22 protein-coding genes are annotated in these 22,303 nt (G+C 28.4%); 1 reads left to right on the top strand and 21 read right to left on the bottom strand.

All coding sequences use genetic code 11. The annotated features are described in order from the left end of the window. Window positions 1-69 precede the first annotated feature (69 nt). The 21 genes from eutL to QZ286_RS05070 all read right to left on the bottom strand — a co-directional run bounded on the left by eutL (window position 70) and on the right by QZ286_RS05070 (window position 21,126). A complete protein-coding gene (gene eutL, locus QZ286_RS05170) occupies window positions 70-723 on the bottom strand; it encodes an ethanolamine utilization microcompartment protein EutL (protein WP_291255915.1) in 654 nt (217 codons plus the stop codon). A gap of 19 nt (window positions 724-742) precedes the next feature. Then, a complete protein-coding gene (gene eutC / locus QZ286_RS05165) occupies window positions 743-1,615 on the bottom strand; it encodes an ethanolamine ammonia-lyase subunit EutC (protein WP_291255914.1) in 873 nt (290 codons plus the stop codon). A 9-nt stretch (window positions 1,616-1,624) separates the two neighbouring features. Next, window positions 1,625-2,989, bottom strand: coding sequence for an ethanolamine ammonia-lyase subunit EutB (locus tag QZ286_RS05160; RefSeq protein ID WP_291255913.1), 1,365 nt, complete (start codon window positions 2,987-2,989; stop codon window positions 1,625-1,627). A 16-nt stretch (window positions 2,990-3,005) separates the two neighbouring features. Then, entirely contained in the window at window positions 3,006-4,433 is a 1,428-nt protein-coding gene (gene eutA / locus QZ286_RS05155) for an ethanolamine ammonia-lyase reactivating factor EutA (protein WP_291255912.1), read from the bottom strand. A 107-nt stretch (window positions 4,434-4,540) separates the two neighbouring features. Continuing rightward, window positions 4,541-5,935: a sensor histidine kinase gene (locus QZ286_RS05150; RefSeq protein WP_291255911.1), complete on the bottom strand. Its 1,395-nt coding sequence runs from the start codon at window positions 5,933-5,935 to the stop codon at window positions 4,541-4,543. Further along, window positions 5,932-6,513 carry a response regulator gene (locus QZ286_RS05145; protein WP_291255910.1) on the bottom strand — a complete coding sequence of 194 codons (582 nt, stop codon included), beginning with the start codon at window positions 6,511-6,513 and terminating at the stop codon, window positions 5,932-5,934. Before QZ286_RS05145 ends, QZ286_RS05150 begins: the two co-directional genes overlap by 4 nt. Beyond that, window positions 6,510-6,935, bottom strand: a complete 426-nt coding sequence (locus tag QZ286_RS05140) for a EutP/PduV family microcompartment system protein (protein ID WP_291255916.1) — start codon at window positions 6,933-6,935, stop codon at window positions 6,510-6,512. The genes QZ286_RS05145 and QZ286_RS05140 overlap by 4 nt, the downstream gene beginning before the upstream one ends. Window position 6,936: 1 nt before the next feature. Then, on the bottom strand, window positions 6,937-7,278 hold the full coding sequence (eutS, locus tag QZ286_RS05135) for a BMC domain-containing protein (protein ID WP_291255909.1): 342 nt from the start codon (window positions 7,276-7,278) through the stop codon (window positions 6,937-6,939). A 216-nt stretch (window positions 7,279-7,494) separates the two neighbouring features. Then, window positions 7,495-8,988, bottom strand: coding sequence for an ABC transporter substrate-binding protein (locus QZ286_RS05130; RefSeq protein WP_291255908.1), 1,494 nt, complete (start codon window positions 8,986-8,988; stop codon window positions 7,495-7,497). 101 nt (window positions 8,989-9,089) lie between these two features. Continuing rightward, a complete protein-coding gene (locus tag QZ286_RS05125; protein ID WP_291255907.1) occupies window positions 9,090-12,533 on the bottom strand; it encodes a DUF4402 domain-containing protein in 3,444 nt (1,147 codons plus the stop codon). 12 nt (window positions 12,534-12,545) lie between these two features. Next, window positions 12,546-12,920 (bottom strand): hypothetical protein, encoded by a 375-nt coding sequence (locus tag QZ286_RS05120; RefSeq protein WP_291255906.1) that lies wholly within the window; start codon window positions 12,918-12,920, stop codon window positions 12,546-12,548. Then, window positions 12,917-14,170 carry a WG repeat-containing protein gene (locus tag QZ286_RS05115; protein WP_291255905.1) on the bottom strand — a complete coding sequence of 418 codons (1,254 nt, stop codon included), beginning with the start codon at window positions 14,168-14,170 and terminating at the stop codon, window positions 12,917-12,919. Before QZ286_RS05115 ends, QZ286_RS05120 begins: the two co-directional genes overlap by 4 nt. A 17-nt stretch (window positions 14,171-14,187) precedes the next feature. Further along, the gene (locus tag QZ286_RS05110; protein WP_291255904.1) at window positions 14,188-14,607 is read right to left on the bottom strand and encodes a hypothetical protein; all 420 of its coding nucleotides are present in this window, start codon (window positions 14,605-14,607) and stop codon (window positions 14,188-14,190) included. Next, window positions 14,607-14,909 carry a LysM domain-containing protein gene (locus tag QZ286_RS05105; RefSeq protein WP_291255903.1) on the bottom strand — a complete coding sequence of 101 codons (303 nt, stop codon included), beginning with the start codon at window positions 14,907-14,909 and terminating at the stop codon, window positions 14,607-14,609. The genes QZ286_RS05110 and QZ286_RS05105 overlap by 1 nt, the downstream gene beginning before the upstream one ends. 68 nt (window positions 14,910-14,977) lie before the next feature. Next, on the bottom strand, window positions 14,978-15,451 hold the full coding sequence (locus QZ286_RS05100) for a hypothetical protein (RefSeq protein WP_291255902.1): 474 nt from the start codon (window positions 15,449-15,451) through the stop codon (window positions 14,978-14,980). Window positions 15,452-15,509: 58 nt separating this feature from the next. Then, complete coding sequence (locus QZ286_RS05095) at window positions 15,510-16,046, bottom strand: hypothetical protein (RefSeq protein WP_291255901.1); 537 nt, start codon at window positions 16,044-16,046, stop codon at window positions 15,510-15,512. A 24-nt stretch (window positions 16,047-16,070) separates the two neighbouring features. Then, a complete protein-coding gene (locus QZ286_RS05090) occupies window positions 16,071-18,707 on the bottom strand; it encodes an SHOCT domain-containing protein (RefSeq protein WP_291255900.1) in 2,637 nt (878 codons plus the stop codon). A gap of 99 nt (window positions 18,708-18,806) precedes the next feature. Then, window positions 18,807-19,313, bottom strand: coding sequence for a hypothetical protein (locus QZ286_RS05085; RefSeq protein WP_291255899.1), 507 nt, complete (start codon window positions 19,311-19,313; stop codon window positions 18,807-18,809). 64 nt (window positions 19,314-19,377) lie between these two features. After that, the gene (locus QZ286_RS05080) at window positions 19,378-20,100 is read right to left on the bottom strand and encodes a hypothetical protein (protein WP_291255898.1); all 723 of its coding nucleotides are present in this window, start codon (window positions 20,098-20,100) and stop codon (window positions 19,378-19,380) included. An 87-nt stretch (window positions 20,101-20,187) separates the two neighbouring features. Then, window positions 20,188-20,538 (bottom strand): Rrf2 family transcriptional regulator, encoded by a 351-nt coding sequence (locus QZ286_RS05075; RefSeq protein WP_291255897.1) that lies wholly within the window; start codon window positions 20,536-20,538, stop codon window positions 20,188-20,190. Window positions 20,539-20,553: 15 nt separating this feature from the next. Then, complete coding sequence (locus QZ286_RS05070) at window positions 20,554-21,126, bottom strand: hypothetical protein (RefSeq protein WP_291255896.1); 573 nt, start codon at window positions 21,124-21,126, stop codon at window positions 20,554-20,556. 348 nt (window positions 21,127-21,474) lie between these two features. Between QZ286_RS05070 and QZ286_RS05065 the strand changes: the two genes are divergently transcribed. Beyond that, window positions 21,475-22,047, top strand: coding sequence for a hypothetical protein (locus QZ286_RS05065; RefSeq protein WP_291255895.1), 573 nt, complete (start codon window positions 21,475-21,477; stop codon window positions 22,045-22,047). Window positions 22,048-22,303: the final 256 nt, after the last annotated feature.

The raw sequence follows: 22,303 nt of genomic DNA, 5'->3' as shown, positions 1-22,303 counted from the left end.
TCTATTGCTGCTACTAATCCTCTTGTTTCAATCATTCCTAATGCTTTCATAATTAAAACTCCTTAACTATTAATATTTCACTGGATTTTGAGCAACAAACTTAACAGCTTCAGCAAAAGCTTCACAGGCAGCTTTACAAGCAGATTGACTTCCTGTTAATAATCCTCCACCAAAGTTTGTTTCAGAAGGTGGTCCAAAGAAAGCTTTTAATGTTACATCTGCTGCTTTTAAAGCTGCATCTAATGCATACATTGCCTCAATTGGAGGAGCTATTAAATATGCTAATGCCTCTCCCTCTTCTATTCCTGCAGTCTTAGATAGATAACTTCCTGTTCTTGATACACAATGAGCATAGTAAGCTATTGTATCATCTTCATTTGCACTTATAAAACTTGCTTCATTCTCTATAAAATCAACTACTGCATTTAATCCACTTCTTACTTCTGCTGGTGTTGGTCCTGCTATTATTCCTATTACCTCTCCTGCTAATTTTGTATTTGCATTAGCTGCTCCACCATAGAAAGATTTTCCATAAACTACTGTAACTTCTGCCATCTTAGTTGCTTGGTCCAATGCTGTATATGTTACATCATCGCAATCAGCTGTTATAATTCCTATACTTTTATAACCTGCTGGTAAATTTAACTCTTCTGCCATTTTATCATCTACATTAGGAATAAGTTTTACTCCTAATACACTTGGTTTTAAAGGATCGTTAGTCATCTGTTTCCTCCACTATTAATTAAAGTTTTAAATCTTGTCCACTTGCTTTTGCTTCTAAAATTTTCTTTATGATGTATGCTACATGAGCTCCTGCTTCTGAAGCTGGTGTTCCATTCTTATGGATATTTGAAACAACAGTTCTTTTTGATTCAGGAATTCCTACATAACCTCTATATGTTATATAAGCACTCATACTTTCAGCAGTTGCTAATCCTGGTCTCTCTCCAATTAGTACACATGTTACTTCTGCATCTAAAACTTCTGAAACTTCGTCTGCTGCTCCAACTCTTCCATATTTTACAAAGAATGGTGTCCCTGCATCTATTCCATAAGATTTTAATCCATTTAACAACGCTAATAAAGTATCTTCCATGTTTGCTTCTACTGCTGTTGAACTAAGTCCATCAGATACATAAACTTGAACTTTTGGAGATTTCTTAGCTTTTTCTTTTAAAGTTACTATTGCTTCTTCATTTAATCTTCTTCCTAAGTCTGGTCTTGTTAAATATTCATCTTTTGAATTACATCTTGTTTGAATTGAAAATAAACCATTTTCTTTTAAAAATTCTTCTGGAACATCAGTATATACAGCATCTACTGCTGAAGCATGGTCAGCTCTAAATCTTAACATAGTATTTGTTGTATATCTTACTCCTGCTCTTGAAATACCAATTCTTGCTGGTGTTTTCTTTTTATATTTCAATAATTCTGCTAAATTAGCAGGATTTTTTAATTCTACTACATCTCTTAAATCTATTTTTGTAATATCTTTTAAATCAGATCTAACTTCAATATTTTCTTTTTTTTCTATTACTTTTTCATCATTATTATTAGTTCCAATTTCTTTTAGAACTTGTGATATTAACTCTTTTAACTCCTTTTCAGAAACCATTTTATCCTCCTACTTTAAAAAAACTGATGCGTCTCCTGATATTTCAGTCAATCTTCCATTTTTTCTTATTCCCATTTTTTCTAACCATTCTTCAAATTCTTTAATTGGTTTTACTCCCAATGTTTCTCTTAAAGTTTGAATATCATGATATCCTGTACACTGATAATTTAACATTATATCGTCTCCAGCTGGAACTCCTATAAAATAATTACATCCTGCTGCTGTTAATAATACTGCTAAACACTCTATATCATTTTGATCTGCTTTCATGTGGTTAGTATAACAAACGTCTACTCCCATAGGAAGACCATGTAATTTTCCCATAAAATGATCTTCTAATCCTGCTCTTATTACCTGTTTACTATTATATAAGTACTCTGGTCCAATAAAACCAACAACTGTATTTACCATGAATGGATCATATTTTTGAGCAAAACCATAACATCTTGCTTCCATAGTTACTTGGTCTACTCCGTTATGTCCATTTGAAGATAATTCAGATCCTTGTCCAGTCTCAAAATACATTACATTTGGTCCTGCACCTGTTCCCTCTTTTAATGCTAATTGTCTTGCTTCTTCAATCATATCTGCATTTATTCCAAAAGCTTCATTTGACTTCTGTGATCCTGCTATACTTTGGAATATAAGGTCTGTTGGAGCTCCTCTTCTGATTGCTTCCATTTGTGTTGTAACGTGTGCTAGAACACATATTTGAGTAGGTATTTCATATTTCTCTTTTATTTCGTGGAATCTTTCTAATACTCTAATAACACTATCTACAGTATCATCAACTGGATTTAATCCTATTACAGCATCCCCAACACCATAAGTTAATCCTTCTAATAACGATATCATTATTCCATCTGGATCATCTGTTGTATGATTTGGTTGAAGTCTTGAGGCTAATATTCCTGCTCCTCCTATTGTTGTATTACAATGAGCTGTTACTATTATCTTCTTAGCTGCATTTATAAGGTCTAAATTTGACATTAATTTTGTTACTGCAGCTATCATCTCAGATGTTAATCCTCTTCTTATCCATTTTATTTCAGTGTTTCCTACTTCATCACTTAATAGCCACTCTCTTAACTCTCCAACTGTCCACTCTTTTATTTGATCATAAATTCTTAAGTTAAGAGAATCTATAATAATTCTTGTTACTTCATCCTCTTCATATGGAACTGCTGGATTCTCTTTTAAATCTTTTAATTGAATATTTGCAAGAACTTCTTTTGCTGCCATTCTTTCTTTAGTCGATGTTGCTGCTATTCCTGCTAATTTGTCTCCTGACTTTTCTTCGTTTGCTTTAGCCATTACTTCCATCAATGAATTGAACTTGTAATCTTGGCCAAAAAGTCTAGTTTCTAGTCTCATTAAACCTTCACCTCATTTATTTATAATTATTTAATACTAATGTTTTTACTACAACTGGAAGAACACTTCCACTTCCTAACGGTTTCCCTATATCAATAAAGTCTCCATCAGAAACTTTTACACTATCAATACAGATTATTGGGATTTTATTTTGATATTTTAAAGTTAAAACTTGACCCAATACTTTCCCCATATCTTTTTCTATAACTACTATTAACCTAGCTACATCTGAAAAACTTCTATAAATAATATCTGCTAACTTTTCTACATCCCTATATTTTATATTTTCTTTTCCTGTTAATCCTATTGCTACCTCTTGTATTCCATCTTCTATTCTAAACCATTCTCTTTTGTGATTTAAATTTGATAATAACTCTTCTAAATTCTCTTCAATCTTAGGTGCTATTTTTAAAATAGGAATATTTTTTATTGGAAATATATTTTCTGTATATGTAATTGTACTTCCACTTATTTCAGTTGTATGAGAACCTGCTCCTATGACAGTTGCTCTTATTGTCTCTCCAGTTTTTACTACCTGTATATCACTATTTTCAAAGATTTTCTTTATTTCTTGTCCCAATAAAATTCCTATATCATTGTACCTAAATAAATCTTCTGTAAATTCGTTATATATACAATCTGCAACACCACCTGAGAAATTTACTGCTGCTTCCTTATTTTCAAAATTAAAATCTTTATCTGTTATTAACAGCTTATATTCTGAATCTTTGCTAATTTTACCAACTGACATAAGTAGGATTTCTCCTAGCTTTCTACATAAAATTCTCAATTCCTTTTCACTAGCTATAGATCCAACCTTTAAAGTTTTCAATCCTAATTTTTCTATTAATTTTTCAAACTTTTTAAAAATATAGGTTATTTCTAGAGTATTCTCTTTAAATTTAATCAATCTTCCACCTATATCTAGGCATGTTGTATCTATTACTTCACCATTTTTAAATAAGACTATATTGGTAGTTCCTCCACCTATATCTAGATTATATGCAGACGTATTATTTTTTTCTGAAAAATCCATAACTCCAGCACCTTTTCCTGCTATTATGCTCTCTAAATCAGGACCTGCTGTTGCTACTACAAAGTCTCCAGCCATACCACTCAATGTATTTAACACTTCTTTTGCATTATTTTTTCTAGCAGTTTCACCAGTTATAATTACAGCACCAGTTGAAATATCATCTATATTTATTCCAGCTTTTTTATACTCAGACTGCACTATTTCTTTAACTTTTTCAGCTTCTATTTCATTTTGATTAATGATTGGAGTAAAATATATTGAACTTCTATAAAAAACATCCTTATCTACAATCTTTATCTGAGGAACTCTCGCTCCTGAAGCAATATTCTCTAAAATAATTTTTGTAAAAACTAGTTGAGTAGTTGAAGTTCCTATATCTATTCCAACACTAATAATTTCTTCTTTCATATTTTTCTCCTTAAAAAAAGTTAAAAAAAAGGAGCCAAACATAGAATAGATAAAACCTATTCTAAATTTGGCTCCTTTGCCCTCTATAAAGTATACTTCATCGTATACTAATTATTTTTTATTTCAAATTCAATGGTTGTTCCTTGATTGATTTCGCTCTTTAATTCAAAGTTCCCTTGTAATTTATCTACAATCAATCTCTCTACTATCATTAATCCTAAACTATTATCTCTGTACTTTTTCTCATCCATCCCAACCCCGTTGTCAGAAACAATCAACTTCGAAAAAAATACCCCTTTTTTAATAGTTACATCAATCCGCCCTTCATCTCTATTGACAAATGCATAATGCAAGGCATTTTGAACTAATTCATTAATGACTAAAGCAATTGAAGTAGCTTTACTTGAATCTATAACAAAGTCATCTCCATATATATTAAACTCTATTTTTTTATTTTTGTCAAGAATATTTTCAAAAAAATTCTTATATAATAACTGAATTATCATTTTTATGCTTAGACTATCCATTCCATTTTCTGACAATATTTCATGAGTAATAGCTATGCTCAATATCCTATTTATAGTTTCTGTCAAAATTTTTTTCACTTCATCATTATCTACTCTTCTTTTTTGGATTCTTAATAAACTAGCAATTGTCTGTAGATTATTTTTTACTCTATGATGAATCTCTTTTATGACCATTGACTTCAACATCAACTCTTGTTCACTATTTTTTTCTTTTGTAATATCCCTAATTAACATGATAATATTACAATTTTTCTCCTCTAAACATGGTACAAAATAGGATATATTTAAAATTATATTTGAAATTTCAATTTCTTGAGAATCTATTTTCTCGCCTAAAAAGATATCTTCTAATTTATTTTTTGTTAAAACTATATTCTGAAAACTCTCACCTAAAATATTATTAGGATACCCCAGTGTCTGGTATATTGTTTTTGCAATTTTATTCACATAGACTACTATCCCTTCCTGATTAAAAACTACTATTCCATCTTTTACAAAATCTGGAATACTATTTCTAGAAAGGTCTAACTCTTTTAATAAATTACTTGCTGTTAGATTAAAAGCATCAAATCTAAAATAATCTTTTTCTAAATCACGATATTCTACTATTATAACTCCTATAACTTCCCTACTTTCGTTAAAAATAGGTATTATATTCTGAAATACTTGTTGTTCTTCTTGGTTTATTGCTTTATAGTTTCTTGAAGGAAGTCCTGTTAAAAAAGTCCTAAACACTGCTGGTTCTTTAGAAGATATTGCTATCTCACCTGAAATATTTTTACTATACAAACTATTTTTTTCTGGTCTTGCATGATATACAACTATACCTTTATCTTTATCTTTAGTAGGGCAATCAATAAAAACATCAACATTTAAAATATTACTTAGCATTTGGACTGTTTCTACTACTCTTTCAATCTTTTCTATATCTGTTGCTACTAAAGTTGAACAAATTTTACAATAAGTTTTAATCATATCTCTATCTCTCCAGAAATTAAAATTATCTTAGATAATTCTAACATTGAAATTCTTTTTTTCATACTAACATCTCTCATTTTTTTATATGCTTCTTCTTCAGTATAATTATACTGTTTCATTATTTTACCTTTAGCTTTTTCTAAATATTTTCTTTCTTCTAATTTATTTTTAGCTTCTTCACTTTCATCTTTATACTTTATCATCCTCAAATAAGTTGTATATATCATGCTCATTCTTGATAAAAATATAGGCTCATCTATCGGTTTTATTAAATAACCCATCACATAATTTTTAGAAGCTTCTTCTATATATTCTTTCATATTATATGCTGTCAAAATTATAATGCATCCCATGAATCCATCTTCTTTCAATAGTTTTGCAACTTGAAGCCCACTCATTAATGGCATTTTTATATCCAATAAAACTATATCTGGATTCTTTTCTTTACATATTCTCAATGCATCCAAACCATCTGAAGCTTCACCAACTACATCATATCCATTTTCGATTAACATCTCTTTTAAATCTAAACGTGTTAATGTTTCATCTTCTGCTATTACAATTCTTCTAGTCATACCCCTAATCTCCTTTTTAACTCTAAGAACGCCTCATCTTCTTCCATTCCGATTTCGAATATTTCTTCTACTCCTGCATTTTTTAAAAATTTTCTGGCCATTTCAGTATCGTTCATTAAATCTTTTTTAGTTATTACACCAATTATATCTTTTCCATTGAACATTGTCCTAAAGTTCGGTGGATAAAAAGTTGTTGTATCTGTTGCTTCCTGAATAAAAACTAGTTTTTTTGCCTCTGTTGAAGCAACCAAAAGTGCTTTATAATAAAACTTATTCTCTAAATACTCTCCTGGAGTATCAATAATATTATTTTCATATGAGATCATTTGTGTTTTTCTATACTCTACTTCTTTCTTATTTAATCTTTGGGTTAAAGTCGTTTTTCCACTCCCTGTTTTTCCAATAAGCATTATTTTCATAATTTCACGACCTAGTTACATTACATACTGAAAATTTTAAATCTTTTATTAAAAAATCTAGTATACTTTTCAAAGAGCTTTCTATACTTGATACATCTCCAGTTAGAACAACAGTTCCACTAAATCTATCCAAAAAACCTATTTCAATATCTCCATTTTTAGTTGCTATATCTGCTGCTATTATAGATGCTTCTCCTGGCGTAATAGTTAATATTCCTATAGCTTGAGTTATTTCACTATTTAAACCCAACTTTTGACAAATATCTTTGTCTGGATGAGCTATTAAATGTGCTAAAGTTATTTGTTTCCCTGGTACATATTCTTGTATTACTCTATCTCTCTCCATTATTTCTCCTTTTATTTACAATTTTAAGTTTTTAATATAAAATTAACATATTTATTCTAAAATTTCAATCTTTTTTTATACTAACCGATCAATCAGACTAAAAATTTTACATTTTAACTCTTCTATAATTGTTATTTTAAACAATTTAAAAGGAGTCTTATCGATTTATAAATCTTTAAAACTCCTAAATATTAAAATTAATATTTTAAAAATAATTTATTTATATGCTTTATAAAGACGGTGCTCACTCTCTATATCAAATAAAAACCCTTTAATATCTTTTTGTAAACCAACATTATCATAAGGATTTGCCAAAACAAATATAGGTAGTTCTTCCTGTACTATATCTTGAATCTCACAGTAATATTTGTTTCTCTCCTCTTGATCTGTACTCTTTCTAGCTAAGTCTAATAATTCATCAACTTTTGGATTACTAAAGAAACTTCTATTTCCTCCACTTCCGTGGTGTTTAGTATGTAATAGAGAGTATACAGCCGCATCACATTCTGGTGGAGTTGTCCAACCAAGAAGATATAGTTCTTGCTCTCCTCTTGATAACTTATCTAAATAAGCTCCCCACTCTATTATTTCAACTTCAACATCTATTCCTATCTGCTTCAATTGATCTTGTAAAATAACAGCAATATTTTTTCTAGTTCCAGAGTCATTCAATGTTATCTTTATTTTAAATCCATTAGGATATCCAGCTTTAGTTAAAAGCTCCTTAGCCATATTAATATTTTGTTCATATCTTCTAGCATTAGCATTGTATCCTGGAACTCCTGGTGGAACAATTGAATTGGCTGGAGTAGCAGAACCTAAATAAACAGCATCTATTAAACTAGGTATATTGATGGCATAGGCGATTGCTTCTCTCACTTCTTTTTTACTTAGTGGCTCTTTCTTAGTATTAAATCCTAAATAATTTATACTTAAAGCTGGTTGCTCCATTAAGACTAACTCTGGATTATTCTTAATAAATTGTAGATCAATAGGATCAATCTCATAAGCTATATCAGCCTCTTTTGTTTCTAGAGCAATAATTCTGTTTGTAGGTTCTGTAATAGTTCTGAAAACTATATTTTCAGTAACTGGTTTTCCTCCAAAATAATTTGGATTTGCTTTTAATTCAACTCTATCTCCATATTTCCATGAAACAAACTCATATGGTCCTGTTCCTACTGGATGTAGGGCATAATCTTTCCCAGCAGATTTTACTGTCTCTTCATCTAAGATAGAAGATCCTTTATGCGATAAAAAATTAATAAGTGGACCAAATGGTTGTTTAGTAGTTATCTTGACTGTATAATCATCAACAGCTTCAACTTTGTCTATATCTCCAAAAAAACTCATAAGAGTTGGAGCTTCTTTAGCTCTATTCAAACTAAAAACGACATCATTTGCCTTAAAGTCATTTCCATTATGAAATTTTATATCTTTTTTTAAGTGTATTAATAATGTAAGTGGGTCTACCTGCTCCCAAGAGTTTGCAAGAGCTGGAACTAAATTCCCTTTTTGATCTCTCTGAAAAAGGGTATCATAGATATTAACCATAATTCTGTATGACGGAACATCATTTGTTGCAATAGGATCCATAGTCTTTGCCTCTGCTCCCTGTGCTACTATCAACGTGTCCTTATCACTGGCAATTGCTACTGTTGATAATAATGTTAAACATGTAATTAATAGTGTAGATACTTTTCTTTTCATATTCCTTCCCCCTTGAAATATTTTATCTAAACTTATTATAATACATTATATAACATTATTTCTTATTTTCAAGTCAAAATATTTTTATTTTAAACACTTTTTTATTTTCCAGTGCCATCAATATCAACTATAACTTGAATCTCTCCTGTATATTTTCCAGGTTTTGTATTCTTTTCTACCTTTGCTGAAGCTCCTAATAAGAATGAACTTTCTCCATTCCCATTATTTTTTGTTTCTGAAATTTTTATATTTTCTAATTTTAGATTATCCATTCCATTTTTTATAGTTCCTGTTGATGAAGCAACACTAAACTTTAGTTTTGCATTACTTGGATTTTTTACTTTAAATAATTTTTCTTTTTTATACTCATTAAAATTAGAAGTATAAACCATATTTCCAAAATCTAATACTCCATCTCCAACTAATTCAAAAGAATTTTTTTGGTTAGTTATTGTTATGGTTGTCTGCCCTAATTTTACTCCTTGATAATATCCTTCTATAACATATTTTACTGGCTGACTTGAGTTAGTTTCTTTTTTTATATATAAACCTGTATTATCTATTCCAATTGTATTATTCGTAAATTTATATTCTAATTTACCAGTGGTATTTTTTATTTCTACTGGCTCTTTATTATCTTCTTTTATTCTGAGTTTAGTTACAATATGTGGAATATTTTTTACACTAGACTTCCAGTTAAAAAAAGTTCCCCCTACTAAGCTTGTTTTAATATTATTTTTTGTAAATGACTCTATTTTTTTAGGATCATTCCATATCCTTTGTTCCCCAATTATCCACTTAGATAAATCTAAAGTTACATTAGTACTTATAGCTTCTTCTCCTATAAATTCCTCAATTATATTTCCTATATAATTATTTCCATCAGAACCAATAAAAGTAATTATATCTGTATTTATAGTATTTTTTTTGTTAATAACTAACGCTTCGTTTAGTTTGTTAAATAATACTTTTGGAACCGCAGAAGCATCGTTATCCCAAGAGTTATTTTTTTTAAATGCAATATACGAATGTTTATTTTTAGCTATAAAGTTACTAGAATCCTTACTTTTTCCATTAATTTCAGCATCTTGTATTGTTATATTTTTATATTTATTAATATTGTCAAAACCTGATACATCTACAAAATTTATAAAGTTTCCTTTAAATTGATTTGCATTTAACCCTAATCCAGTATCACCATTTGCAAATACCCAATCTCCTCTTTGTGCTGCTATTAATCTTTTATCAACCCGAAATTTAGCTGTTCCTATATCAATTGGTTTTTTTTGATTAGTTATTGTTAGAGTTGTTGTTCCTAATAAAATATCTTTATAATATCCTTCAACTTTATATTTAATTGGATTTATATTTTGTGTCTTTTTCTTTATAAAAAAACCATTATTATCAAATCCTATATCATTGTCAGAAAAAACTGTACACTCTACTTTATTTTCACCGTTTTTAATCGAAACTTCCTTTATTTCTTTTTCATTTTTTGTAAGCTTTAATCTTGTTATTATATGCTTATTATAAAAATTATCATCTATATAAGTTTTCCAGTAAAACAATGTTCCATTTTCTAATTTTGCTGATTGCCCTGCAGTTGTTTGAGGACTTTCTGGATTACCCCAAATTCCTGGTTTGTTTATTAACCATTTAGATAAATCTAAGGTAACTTTTGTATTTTTTAATTCTAATCCTTTACTTATTATATTTATATTCCCTACATACTTTTTATTATCTAATCCTGTCAATTCTATACTAGCACTATAATTTCCTATCCACTTATTGACAGATCTATATATCACCATATTTTCATTAAAATTAGAAAGATTAGTATTAACAGGGATAGCTAATTCTCCCCAAGAAGTACTAAAAATTTCATATCTTATTCCCCCAATATTTTGGGCTCTAGTATAAGATTTATTATTTACTTTTACATTAGTTATTTGAATTGAAGGTAGCCCTATAAATCTATTTACTTTTACTAACGGATTATAACTCTCCTTATACTCACCTATATTTTTACTAGATTTTTCATCGCCATATATCCAACGATTTATAAATCTGCAATCAACATTAAATGTTGCTGATCCTATATCTATTGGTGTAACTGGAGCTGGTGGTGTAACAATTGAATCATCTGGACCATTTCCATTTTTTATAATTAAATTTAATACCCCTAGTAAAACATGGTAATCTCTACCTGAATATACTTCTATAGTATATCTCTTAGTTCCTAAGTTTTGTCCTAATTTTGTGATAGCAAAATGAGTATCTTGAGTATATACAGTCTTATTATAATAATTAAATTGATATTTTCCATCAAATTTTACTTCAAAGTCAGGAAACAATGATGGTCCTACGCGGCTTGAAGTTTTCACTTCCCCTTTATTTTCTTTTATCCTCATTACTGCAGCAACCATATTACTTGAATATGTTTGATCTAAAGTTTCAGCTTGACTGTACATACATGTTCTAAAATTTCTATCTCTTGTATCAAACATATTGTCAAGACGAGTTGTATTTCCAACAAGTTCATTTGTCATATCTATAGTTATAGTTTCAGTAAATTTACTTATATCCTCTCCAGAATGTCTTATTATTGTTGTATAATAATAATCTCTATTATCAGTATATCTAGCTCCAACTCTAACTTCTTCTTCTTTTCCAAAACCTCCATGATAACTTTTTGGTATTTTAATTGCTGGTACTATATTTGATAAACTACTACTAGTTTCATCTCGACCTTCAGCTATATATTTTAAAGAATTAGATTTCTTTAATATTAATCCAAAATTTCTATTTTTATTATAAAAATAGTCACCGGTATAATAAGAAGTTTCCTCTTTTCTTGAAATATAAACAGAAGATTTATCAACAGTACCATATCCTTCTGTCATCTGAGTTTCATTTCTTAATGGAATTGTAAGATCAAAACCCTTACCTTTCCCATCTTTTCCTACAAATAACTCTCTCGAACCTATTTTATTAAAGCTAGAATCATATATATTATCAAGATACACTCTCCCATCAATATACATATAAGCTTTCCCTAAATCAGTACTATTATAATTCATATAATTATTCTCATATACTCTCTTTATTTTATCCTGTTCTTTTACAGCAATATATATTTTCTTTGAATCACTTGGTTTATCAACTTTTAATTTAGTTTTTTCAGTTTGATTTTCTAATGAAAATGTTGTTAAATTTTTATTTAATTTTAATGTTCTATGTTCTTGTATTTTATTAACATCATCTGTTACAAAAATATTCTCTTCTAATTCAACTTTTTCTGGAAGTTCAAACTCCAACTTCCCATCTCTCTCTATTCCAGTAATTGGAATAGGATTTATCTTTGTTACAGAGATATTCATCTCTCCATGCTCTCTATTTTTTAAACTCTCTATAGTTGTCACTTCTTTTTTAGGGTTATTTATAATCAGTTCATTGGGAACTTTTTCATTTTCTACATTTGAAAAAGATGTTATTCCCAATATAACCATAAAAAAAGACATCAGAATAAGTAAATATTTTTTCATCTATCCTCCTCGCTAAATAACTGTATACTTCTGTTTTATTCTAAACATCATATTTGTTTTCACTTTTTTAGTTTCTGTTAACATTTTTTGATCTATCAGTAACTGGTATATATGATCCCCTTTTTTCTTATTTCCACTCACTGTAATTGTAAATGTTTTTTCAGTATTAGGGGCTATATATAGAGTTTTTGGTGAAACTGATACGTTTTTATCTCCATATATATCTAATTTATAACCATATGTATTTTCACTTTTATTATTTATAGTAAATACTTTCGTTTCTGTTTTTCCAGCAACTACTTCCTTACTAAAATCTATAGAATCTATCTCAAAAGCAAAAGAAACAATAGATATTATAAAGAAAAATATAAATTTCAATACTCTCATTTATTGATCTCCTCCTTTAAAATTATCTCTATATTACTCTCTTTATTCAATAAAATTATATCCTCATTAATATACAGTAATTCTGATTTTTTTACTGTTAAAATAGTATCTCCTTTTTGATTTATTACATCTACATTCTCATTTTCTCTATATCCCAGATAGTAGTTATTACAATACTGTACTTTATCATATATCTCTGCTGTTTCCTTTATCTCAGGAATAATAAGAGCATTCAATCCTTTTTCTAATGTCCCACCTACAAAAACATCCTTTGTTATAGGGGAAATATAGTCATATTTTAGTGTTACCTTTTTCTCAAAATCCTTTACACTTGCTATTCCATATCTCTCATTTTCAGCAACTATTATGTAATTTCCATCAACTCTAGGACTTAATTCCTCATATGTAGTATTACTTATTTCAAATGTCTCTAAATCTAATATTCCAAAACGATTATCTTTTTCGTAGATTAGATAATCGCTCAAAGAAGGGTAGATTGTATCAACTAAAAGTGATTTTTTCTCTTTAAAATCTGTATATCCCTGTGAATCCTTTACTAAAATATTTCCATTCTTATGAAGATATATTTCATCATAGATAAAAGGAACTACAATTTCATTATTTTTATTAATAACTCCATATTTCTTTCCATTGTATGCTATTACAAGTTTATTTTTAAAGGAAAATAAAAATATATAGTTTCCAGAGATTACCTCTTCCAATTTCTCATTCAAATATCCATGTAAAGAGTTGTCAATTATATGTATATTTCTATCTTCATCCATTGGATATATCTCTTCATACTGTTTTAAAATCTCTCTTTTCTCCAAAGATATCAAGTAAGAAAGTTTGCCTCTCTTTCCAATTATGACATCTTTTAATCCAGAAGCTGTTATTGAATCATAAATTGGTTTAAATACCACTTTAAACTCTTTATTAACCACTCCATATTTGTTATTTTCTTGTATGATATAGTTATTTTCTACCTCACTAACTATCAAATAATCTAATTTTTTTAACTCTCTATCTTTCAAATTATAGCAATATGATCTCTCTTCATCTGAAAAAATAATATACTCTTCGTTTATAGATACAAAGGATATATTTTCATATTTTTTATCCAATTTCTCTTTCTTTATTTTAATTACTTTAATCTCTTTTTGTTTATCTTTATAAACATTAAAACTCCAACACCCTAATAATATAGCTAATATACTAAATATTAATATTATAAGAGTTTTTCTCTTCATCTCTATCCTCCTTACTACTAATCTATATATCCTTTCAGTTTTAACTTTAACATTGTCATTACTTTCACTCTGCTTTCATCTTCATCTCTAGTCTTTTTTACACTCTCTATCTCTTTTATAACCAAGTTTGAATTATACTCTCCTGCTGGAGTTCCCGCTGGAGCTTTTACTGAAAGCTTTATTGTTTTTTCCTCTAAAGGTTTTAATGATATACTCTTTGGATATATCTCTATCCAATCTGTCATTGATTTTTTACCCTCAATATCCTCAAGGTACACTCTATATTTTATATCTCTTTGAGTTCTATTATATAGTGTGAACTCCTCATACGTTTCCTCTTTTATACTCTTTTCAAACTTACTAGGATATATATTTATGTATCCTAAAGCATTTATACTCATCAATAAAAGAATTAAAATATACATTATCTTTTTCATTAGTTATCCTTTATAATTATAATTTTTTGACCTACTTGAATTAAATTAATATTTTTTATATTGTTGTCAAAAGCTATTTTTCTTACTGTAGTTTTATATTTTTTAGCTAGCTTACTAAGAGTATCTCCGCTTTTAACTTTATACTCTACTACTGATTTTTCAATCTCTTTAATACTATTTTTATCTTTTTTTACTAAAATCTTTATAACTCCACTCTTATTTTCTATATCAAACTTCAAATTTTCACCAGCAAATACTAAAGTTGTCATTATTGAAATTCCTATAACTATTTTTTTTAACATCTCAATTTTATTGTTTTTAATGATAAAAACAAACTCTCCTTTCAAATCAAAATTCTTTCTAATTTATCCTATAATTGATTTTTACTCTCTGTTTCCAAATTGCTCATATCTTCAATTGGTTTACCGTACTGCTCTATAATTATAGGTACTCTTCCTACATACTCTCCTTCTAATAGTTCAGCATCTATCATCTTATCATTTAAAGTTTTTCTTCTTAAAAGTGCATATATTTTCACTATCTTCTTCTTTTGAGTAATTTTAAACTCTTTTTCACTGTTCTCCATCATATATTTTTCTATTTTTAACCATCTTTTCTTATTTGTCATCAATCCTGTCTCTGGAAATTTTAAAATAAGTTTTTTATTAAAATCTTCCTCTAGTTTATCTGTGGCGATCTCTAAACTTCCCTCACCTACAATCAAATCACCAACGGCTCTAGTATTTACATTTTTAAATCTAATTGGCTCATGAATTTTGATTTTTATTTCACCATAAGAAAGTGTCCCCAAGATAAATAAACCAAAAACTATTATTTTCTTCATTTTTTCCTCCATACATTCTATTATTATAAAAAAAGGAGAGAGTTTCCCTCTCCTCTTTCTAATTTCCAACTTCAACTGTTACGTATACTTTTTTCTTATGAGTTCCTTCCTTACTTATTTTTTCACCATAAATTTTTACAGTATTATCCTTTGAAATTTTTTCGTTTATATACTGAGGAGAATATATATATGTATCCATTTGTCCATCATTATCAATATCTAATATATTTTCACTATATTTTATTGAGTAATAATCTTTTTTCTCAGGTTTTCTATTTAATTCTATTTCAAATGGAATCTCTGCAATTTGATCTCCAACAAGAACTGCATCAATATTTATATCTGATATAACTTCTAATGGAACGAACACATTAACTCTTGATTCCAACATTACAGTATAGGTTTTTTCTAGCTTTCTAACTTCATCATTTTCTCTATTTTCTCCTTTTGTAGGAATAGCAGGAAGAAGAGGAATCATAGGATATGTTCCTTCAGTTGTTAATGGCGGAATATTTAACTCTGGAGAAACTGATTCTTGAGCCCAAGAACAAATTCCGTTGATTATTAAGAAAGCTATTATAAATATTCTATTCATTTTCTTCTCATTTTCTCCTTTCTACTATATATGCTCTGTTAATTTTATACTCTGATTTGTTACATTAAATGTAATCTTATGTTCAAATCCCAATACAAATTCATTGTATTTATAATCTAATTTCATCTCTTTAGCCAAAGATTCTATATTGTACTTAGTTCCCACATATGAAACTTCTATATTATATGAATCTGGGAATAATCCACTCACATCAAAAGTTCCTGTATTATCTGGAGATACTAATTCAATTGTTTTTCCTTTTTCATCTTTAATCTCAATCAGTATTTCTGAATAGAAATCCTCTTTTTCCTGTTCATTCAATTTCAGTATCTTATCTAATTCAATCACTCCATGAAGATTGATCATTGGTTTGACAGGAATATATGCATCTACTGTAGAAGATACATTACTTAATACTTTTATCTTATTATCTCCCAATGCAAATGACGGTTTCTTTATTTTTGGTTTTAAGTCGTGAAGAAGTCCATTTGAAATGTTGTAGAATGTTCCTCTTCCTTTTTTATTTGTTACCAATTTCTGATTTCCTATTGTAACCTCTACACCATCAATTGTTATCTCATCTGAATCTAAGATATTGTTGTTATTATTATCAATGAATGTAATTACATTTACTCTTGAAACGTCCATACTATCTATACGAACTTTAGGATTTTTTAGATCAATTACTCTATCTACTCCTACTCTAAACTCTTTGCTTCCATTTTTACTTATATTACTATCGAATGTTAACCAGTTATCTATATCTAGACTCACTTTAAATGTTACACTCTCTTTTCTTATATTTGAATATCCAAGTTCCACAGAAACATCAAATAATCCTCTAAAGTTATTATTGTAGAAATTCAAAGTTGTTTCATAATCTTTTCCTGAATTTTCCCATTTATTCTCTAAACGAGCAGTCATACTCTGCCAACCATTATAGTAAGCATTTACACTATACTCATTTTTATTACTATCTTTTAGATCAAACTTTGCACTTGATCCCAATAGTACCTTCTTGAATGTAAAATCATGGCTGAATCCTAATTTTTCACTTCTCTCTTTCGTTTTATCATATCTTTTCATATCTTCAATATCATATGTTAAACGAGTATTGTCAAAAACATCATATTGAAATTCGAAGTTATTTCTTCTCTTTTCATCATAGTATTTTCCATAATTCTCTTGTGATAACTTGTACTTATATTTTCCTACTCTAAGATCTCCCATTACCTCATATTTGTAACGATCATCTAATTTTTTTGAATACTCGTCAAATGAGTTCCATGTCTTTTCTCCTGCTGTTCTCAATGTATATGAATATCCATTGTAAACCTCTCCATATATCACTTCAAGAGAGTTACTATCAAAATATTTATATCCATTCTCTGTATCCACTATATCTCTTGTGTATCCTCCACCTAATGTGAAGTTATCTGTAATTCCGTAGAATACATTTCCCTTTGTTGCATATCTTTTCTTATCTTTATTCTCATCTATACTAAAATCATATTTGATCTCATGTCTATTCTGTCTATTGTAATCTTCTACTGTCTTTATCTCTTTTAAAGTTATCTTTCCATCTGGAGTATAGATTTTTAATTGATATGTTCTATCTCCTACAATCATATCGTTGGTAAACTCAACACTTCCATTGACTTCATCTTCAATAGCTATAGGTGTTCCCATGTAGATTAACTCTGCCCTACTTCCTATAGGCACACTCTCTTTTATGGTAATCTTACTACCATCTGTTGTAAATCCTTTATCCTTATAGAATGCTAGTCCCCATTCTCTCTTTGATCCACTTCCTCTATTATTGATTACAAATGTATGATCATTCCATATATTTTCATACTCTAACTTTAAATCTCTAAGTTCTTTCTCTTTTAAATCATAACCTGCAAAGAACTCTCCATATAGTAATCCACCTTGATACTCTAAAGATCCGTCCCAATTGGATTTATACCCTTTTTCATGCTCATTTTTTACAAAACTCTGTCCTAATTGTACCCTTGTATATCCTAGATCAAATAGACTTCTCTTTCCTCTATATACTATATCTGGTTGTACATCTACATTCTTTAATTTGTCAGCTGTTACATCTAAGATACTACTTATCTCCTCTGGAGTTGCAAAGTTTACATACATGCTCACTTGAAGAGTAGAATTATCTACTGTACAGTATGATAAAAATAGCTCTTGGAAAACATCTTTCTCTAAGTATAAATTGCCTTTCTCCATTGAATACCAATTTTCTTTCAATGGTATATTTTTACCATTTTTTGAAACTCTATTTTTTTTAGTATCTATAACTACCTCTTCCAAACTATTTCCTAAATAGATTTTGTAAACACTATCTTTCTTCTCATAGTTATTGAGGTTTAATAGGGTTAAAAACTCCTCTAGATTTAGATATGCTCTCTCTCCCTTTGTAGCCACTGAATAGATATTTGTTACCTGTTTTCCATTTATCTTTAAATTGTAGTATCCACTCTCTAGCTCATTACTCCCTAGAATCTCTTTTTTTAGGATACTATACTCCTCTTGGGTAATTACTTTGTCATTATAAAGTGCATCTAACTCTTCTAAAGTATACTCTGCTGAAAAAATCTTAGAAAACATCCCAAGTAGAAATAAGAATAATATCTTCTTTTTCATTCTATCATCTGTTCCTCCATTGTTGTTTTTACTGATTCATCCTACTCCTTAAGATAAATTAGTAAAAACAACACGGCAAGCGTGTCGTTTTTTACTTTATTAAATATTTTTTACAAGAACTTCTAAGTTTACTCCATTATCCACAAAACTTCCTTTTGCTTTACCTGTGGCTTTTACATTAACTTTTCCTCTGTATTCTCTTCCTACTGCTTGTGGTTCTCCTAAAGAATATGCTAATTTAGCTGCTGCCATTTGATCATATTCACTAGTAGTTGCATTTTGTCCATTTCTTTTTAAAGAAGTTTCAATTTTATAATCATCTGTTATTAAAATATTATTTTGATAAACACCTGCTGAATATCCTCCTTCTACTATTTGCTCTTCACCAATTGTTAATCCATCAAAATTAAATTGCATTGTATCAGTTGTATTTGTAGCATCTAGTGGTTTTACTATTAATGAATATTTTGTAGGGTCTACAACTGTTCCTTTAACTCTTATGTTTAAGACTGCTGGTTTTGCTCCGTTATTTTGTAAATCCTCTACTACAGCTCCGAAAGATGTTGCTCCTAATACTAACATTGATCCTAATAATAATTTTTTCATTTTGTTTCCTCCTGATTTTTTATTTTTATTTATTATCTTTTTTATTTATGATTAACTAGATATACTAGATATCAACTTCTCCTAAATCTCCTAAGTCTGATGTATAAAATACTATCTTCTTAATCTCCTTAGGATCTTCAAAATTGTTTACTTTTATCTTTATACTTTTTGTAGATTGCTTAGGTATTCTTCCTATTGCATAGGAATCTAGTTTGTTTTTATACTCATCATACATCTTTATTCCCAAAGATAATCCTGAATGAGCTTTATTCTCCACTACGATGTCACCTTCTAGTCCCTTTCCATCACTAGATTTTTTCAGATCTAAAGATTTTACTTTTAAAGACTTAGCCCAATCTATTGTTCCACCATAACCACTCATAGCCAGTGAAGGTGCTAACTTTATTGAACTTGTCCCTGCTACAGTTTTTTTATCCCCATTTTTTTTAATTGTTGGAATTACAACTGGTGCAAACTCTAGATTGAAATCATACTCTCTTGCTTCAAGTTCCTTTGGTGCATCACCAAAAAGTTTTAATATTGCATAAGAATGTGGTTCCACAGTTAAGATTTGCGGATAAACCTTTACTATACTACTCATGTTTACTTTCTCGTTAGAACCATTACTTATCTTAACCTTATATCTAGATTTTGTAAGTGAGTCGTTATAGACTTTATACTCTTTATATCCACTCTTATCTAGAGATTGATCAAAGGTGATTCCATCGATTCTGAAAGCAAAGACATTTAAGCTTGCTAGTAAAAAACACATTGTTAATTTTTTCATTTTTTCACTCCATTCTTTCGCCTTACAAAGACATATTATCATAATTTTTTTTATATTTTTTCCTAAATCGGATTTATTTAAATTTTTTTATATTTTTATATTTGCCATCTCCTGCATTACCATAGCTCCTATATAGACTACATCATTTCTAAACTCCTCATTAAAAAATGGTTTCATCTGTTTTCCTTGATTTTCCAATACTTGGAATAGTTCAAATAGTGTTATCTCCCGAGAATCATCACGATAAAATCCTCCGTTCTTACCCTTCAAAGATTTTATGAGTCCACCTCTTGATAGTTCACTCAATATGCTCAATCCCATATTTAGTGGGATATTTCCCTTTTGTATTATATCTTTTCCTGAAATCTTATTAATTTCACTAGTATTTTTCAAAAGTTTTAAAATGACATATCCATACTCTAATTTTTTTGAAAACATCATACCTCCCTACAATTAATCATAATTTGATGAAAGATATTCATCTATTTTCTCTATGTTCAATATTATTTTTTTCTCTTTTTCTGTGATAAATTTTTCTTTTTTCAATTTTGAATAGATAAGGTAAAATTGACTTCTACTTATGTTGAAATTCTCATAATTTATATCCTTTTTTGCTATTGTCTTCTCATCATCAGCATAAAGCTTTAAAATAGCCATAATATATCCTTTTGTGTCATAAACTTGATAAAAGAATTTAATCATACTCTTTTTTATCAACTGCATTAGCATCTTTTCAAAATAGATATTCTGAAAAATATCATCTGCTGAAAATTCAAACTCCTCTAATATCGTGCCGTCTTCTAGAGCTTCAACCTCTATATCTATTTCTGGAAGTATTATGTTATTATCTGGTAAAAACTCAAAAAAGTTTCCTATCAGATCCCCTTCTTTAAGGTGATTCTCATTTGTTATTATTTTTCCACTATCTAATATATCTCTTGAAACTAATTTTCCCTTTTTTACTATAAAAAACTTTCCATCCAAGTAATGCCTCTCGTATTGGTCCAAAATTATTTTACTTTTCACTTAAAAAGTCCCCTCCATAAAATTAAAATATTAAAATAATATTTTTATAAACTAATATAATATAAATTTATTTAAAAAAAATCCAAAAATGGACAATTTTACTTTAATATTTTTTTAGCCTTTGATTTTATTGACTTTTTATTAAAAAATAAATTTATTTCTTTTTAATAAATATTGATTTACACATATTTAGACTAGGGAAATAATTTTAACTTCTATATTTTTACTACTATTTTTTATTCCTTCCTCTTCATGTTGTTCATAATTTCTTCACAAAAAGATCTTATTTGTTTTAAATATATGTATTATAGTAGGATTCAGTTTTGAATTTTACAAAAGGAGTCAGCTATGAACAAACAAATTACTCTTAATAAAAAACAACTCTACTTTTTAGATCAAAAATTTTTTCTACTAAAACGTGGAAAAATTATCTCTAGATACATTCTGGAAAATGGAAAGATAATATCCAATGAAAATTGTATAAAAGCTGGTGAATTTATTGGTAATTTCTTCTCATTTCTACCTACGGACTTATACTTTGTTCCAGAATTTGAGGTTGAAATAGAAGCACTAGAAAATAATACTATTCTTGAAGAAGTTGACACTAATTTTTTTGAAACACTAAAAAATACTCCTGCAGAAAAAATAATTATACAATTGATTAGAAATACATATATCAAGTACTTTCAACATCTTTTCAATACCAAGGGGTATATAATGTCTGTATTAAAACTCTATGCTGATGCTAGTAAAACAATTTCAAAAGATGAGATCAATCCCGAAAATTTTAATGTAAGTAGAAGCCTTTTTTATGCTACTTACTCAACCTTAAAAAAAGAAAACTTTATAACTGAAAAAAATAAAATAATTTATCTAAATTCAAATAAAATAGATACATACCTCAAAGGATTTTGTGCCTAGTTGTTTTATCAATAAAAAAAGTGAGAGTGTAGAGAGATTTCTATAAATTAAATAAATATGGAGAACTTCAAATAATGTATGAAGATAGACTTTTTGAAGAATAGGATAAATAAAGAAAAAAGGGGCTGTTGCAAACTGATGGTTTTTAAATATCAGTTGCAACGCCTTTTTCTTTTTTTGCAAAAAAATAGAAATCATTTAATTGATTTCCTAGGTTTTTAATTTCTTAATTTAAATTTTGGCAGCACAAAAAATC

Origin of the sequence: Fusobacterium sp., from assembly GCF_019012925.1 — a bacterium.
Lineage (GTDB): Bacteria > Fusobacteriota > Fusobacteriia > Fusobacteriales > Fusobacteriaceae > Fusobacterium_A.
The sequence above is the reverse complement of the archived record's forward strand: the minus strand, read 5'-3'. Positions and strand labels throughout refer to the sequence as shown.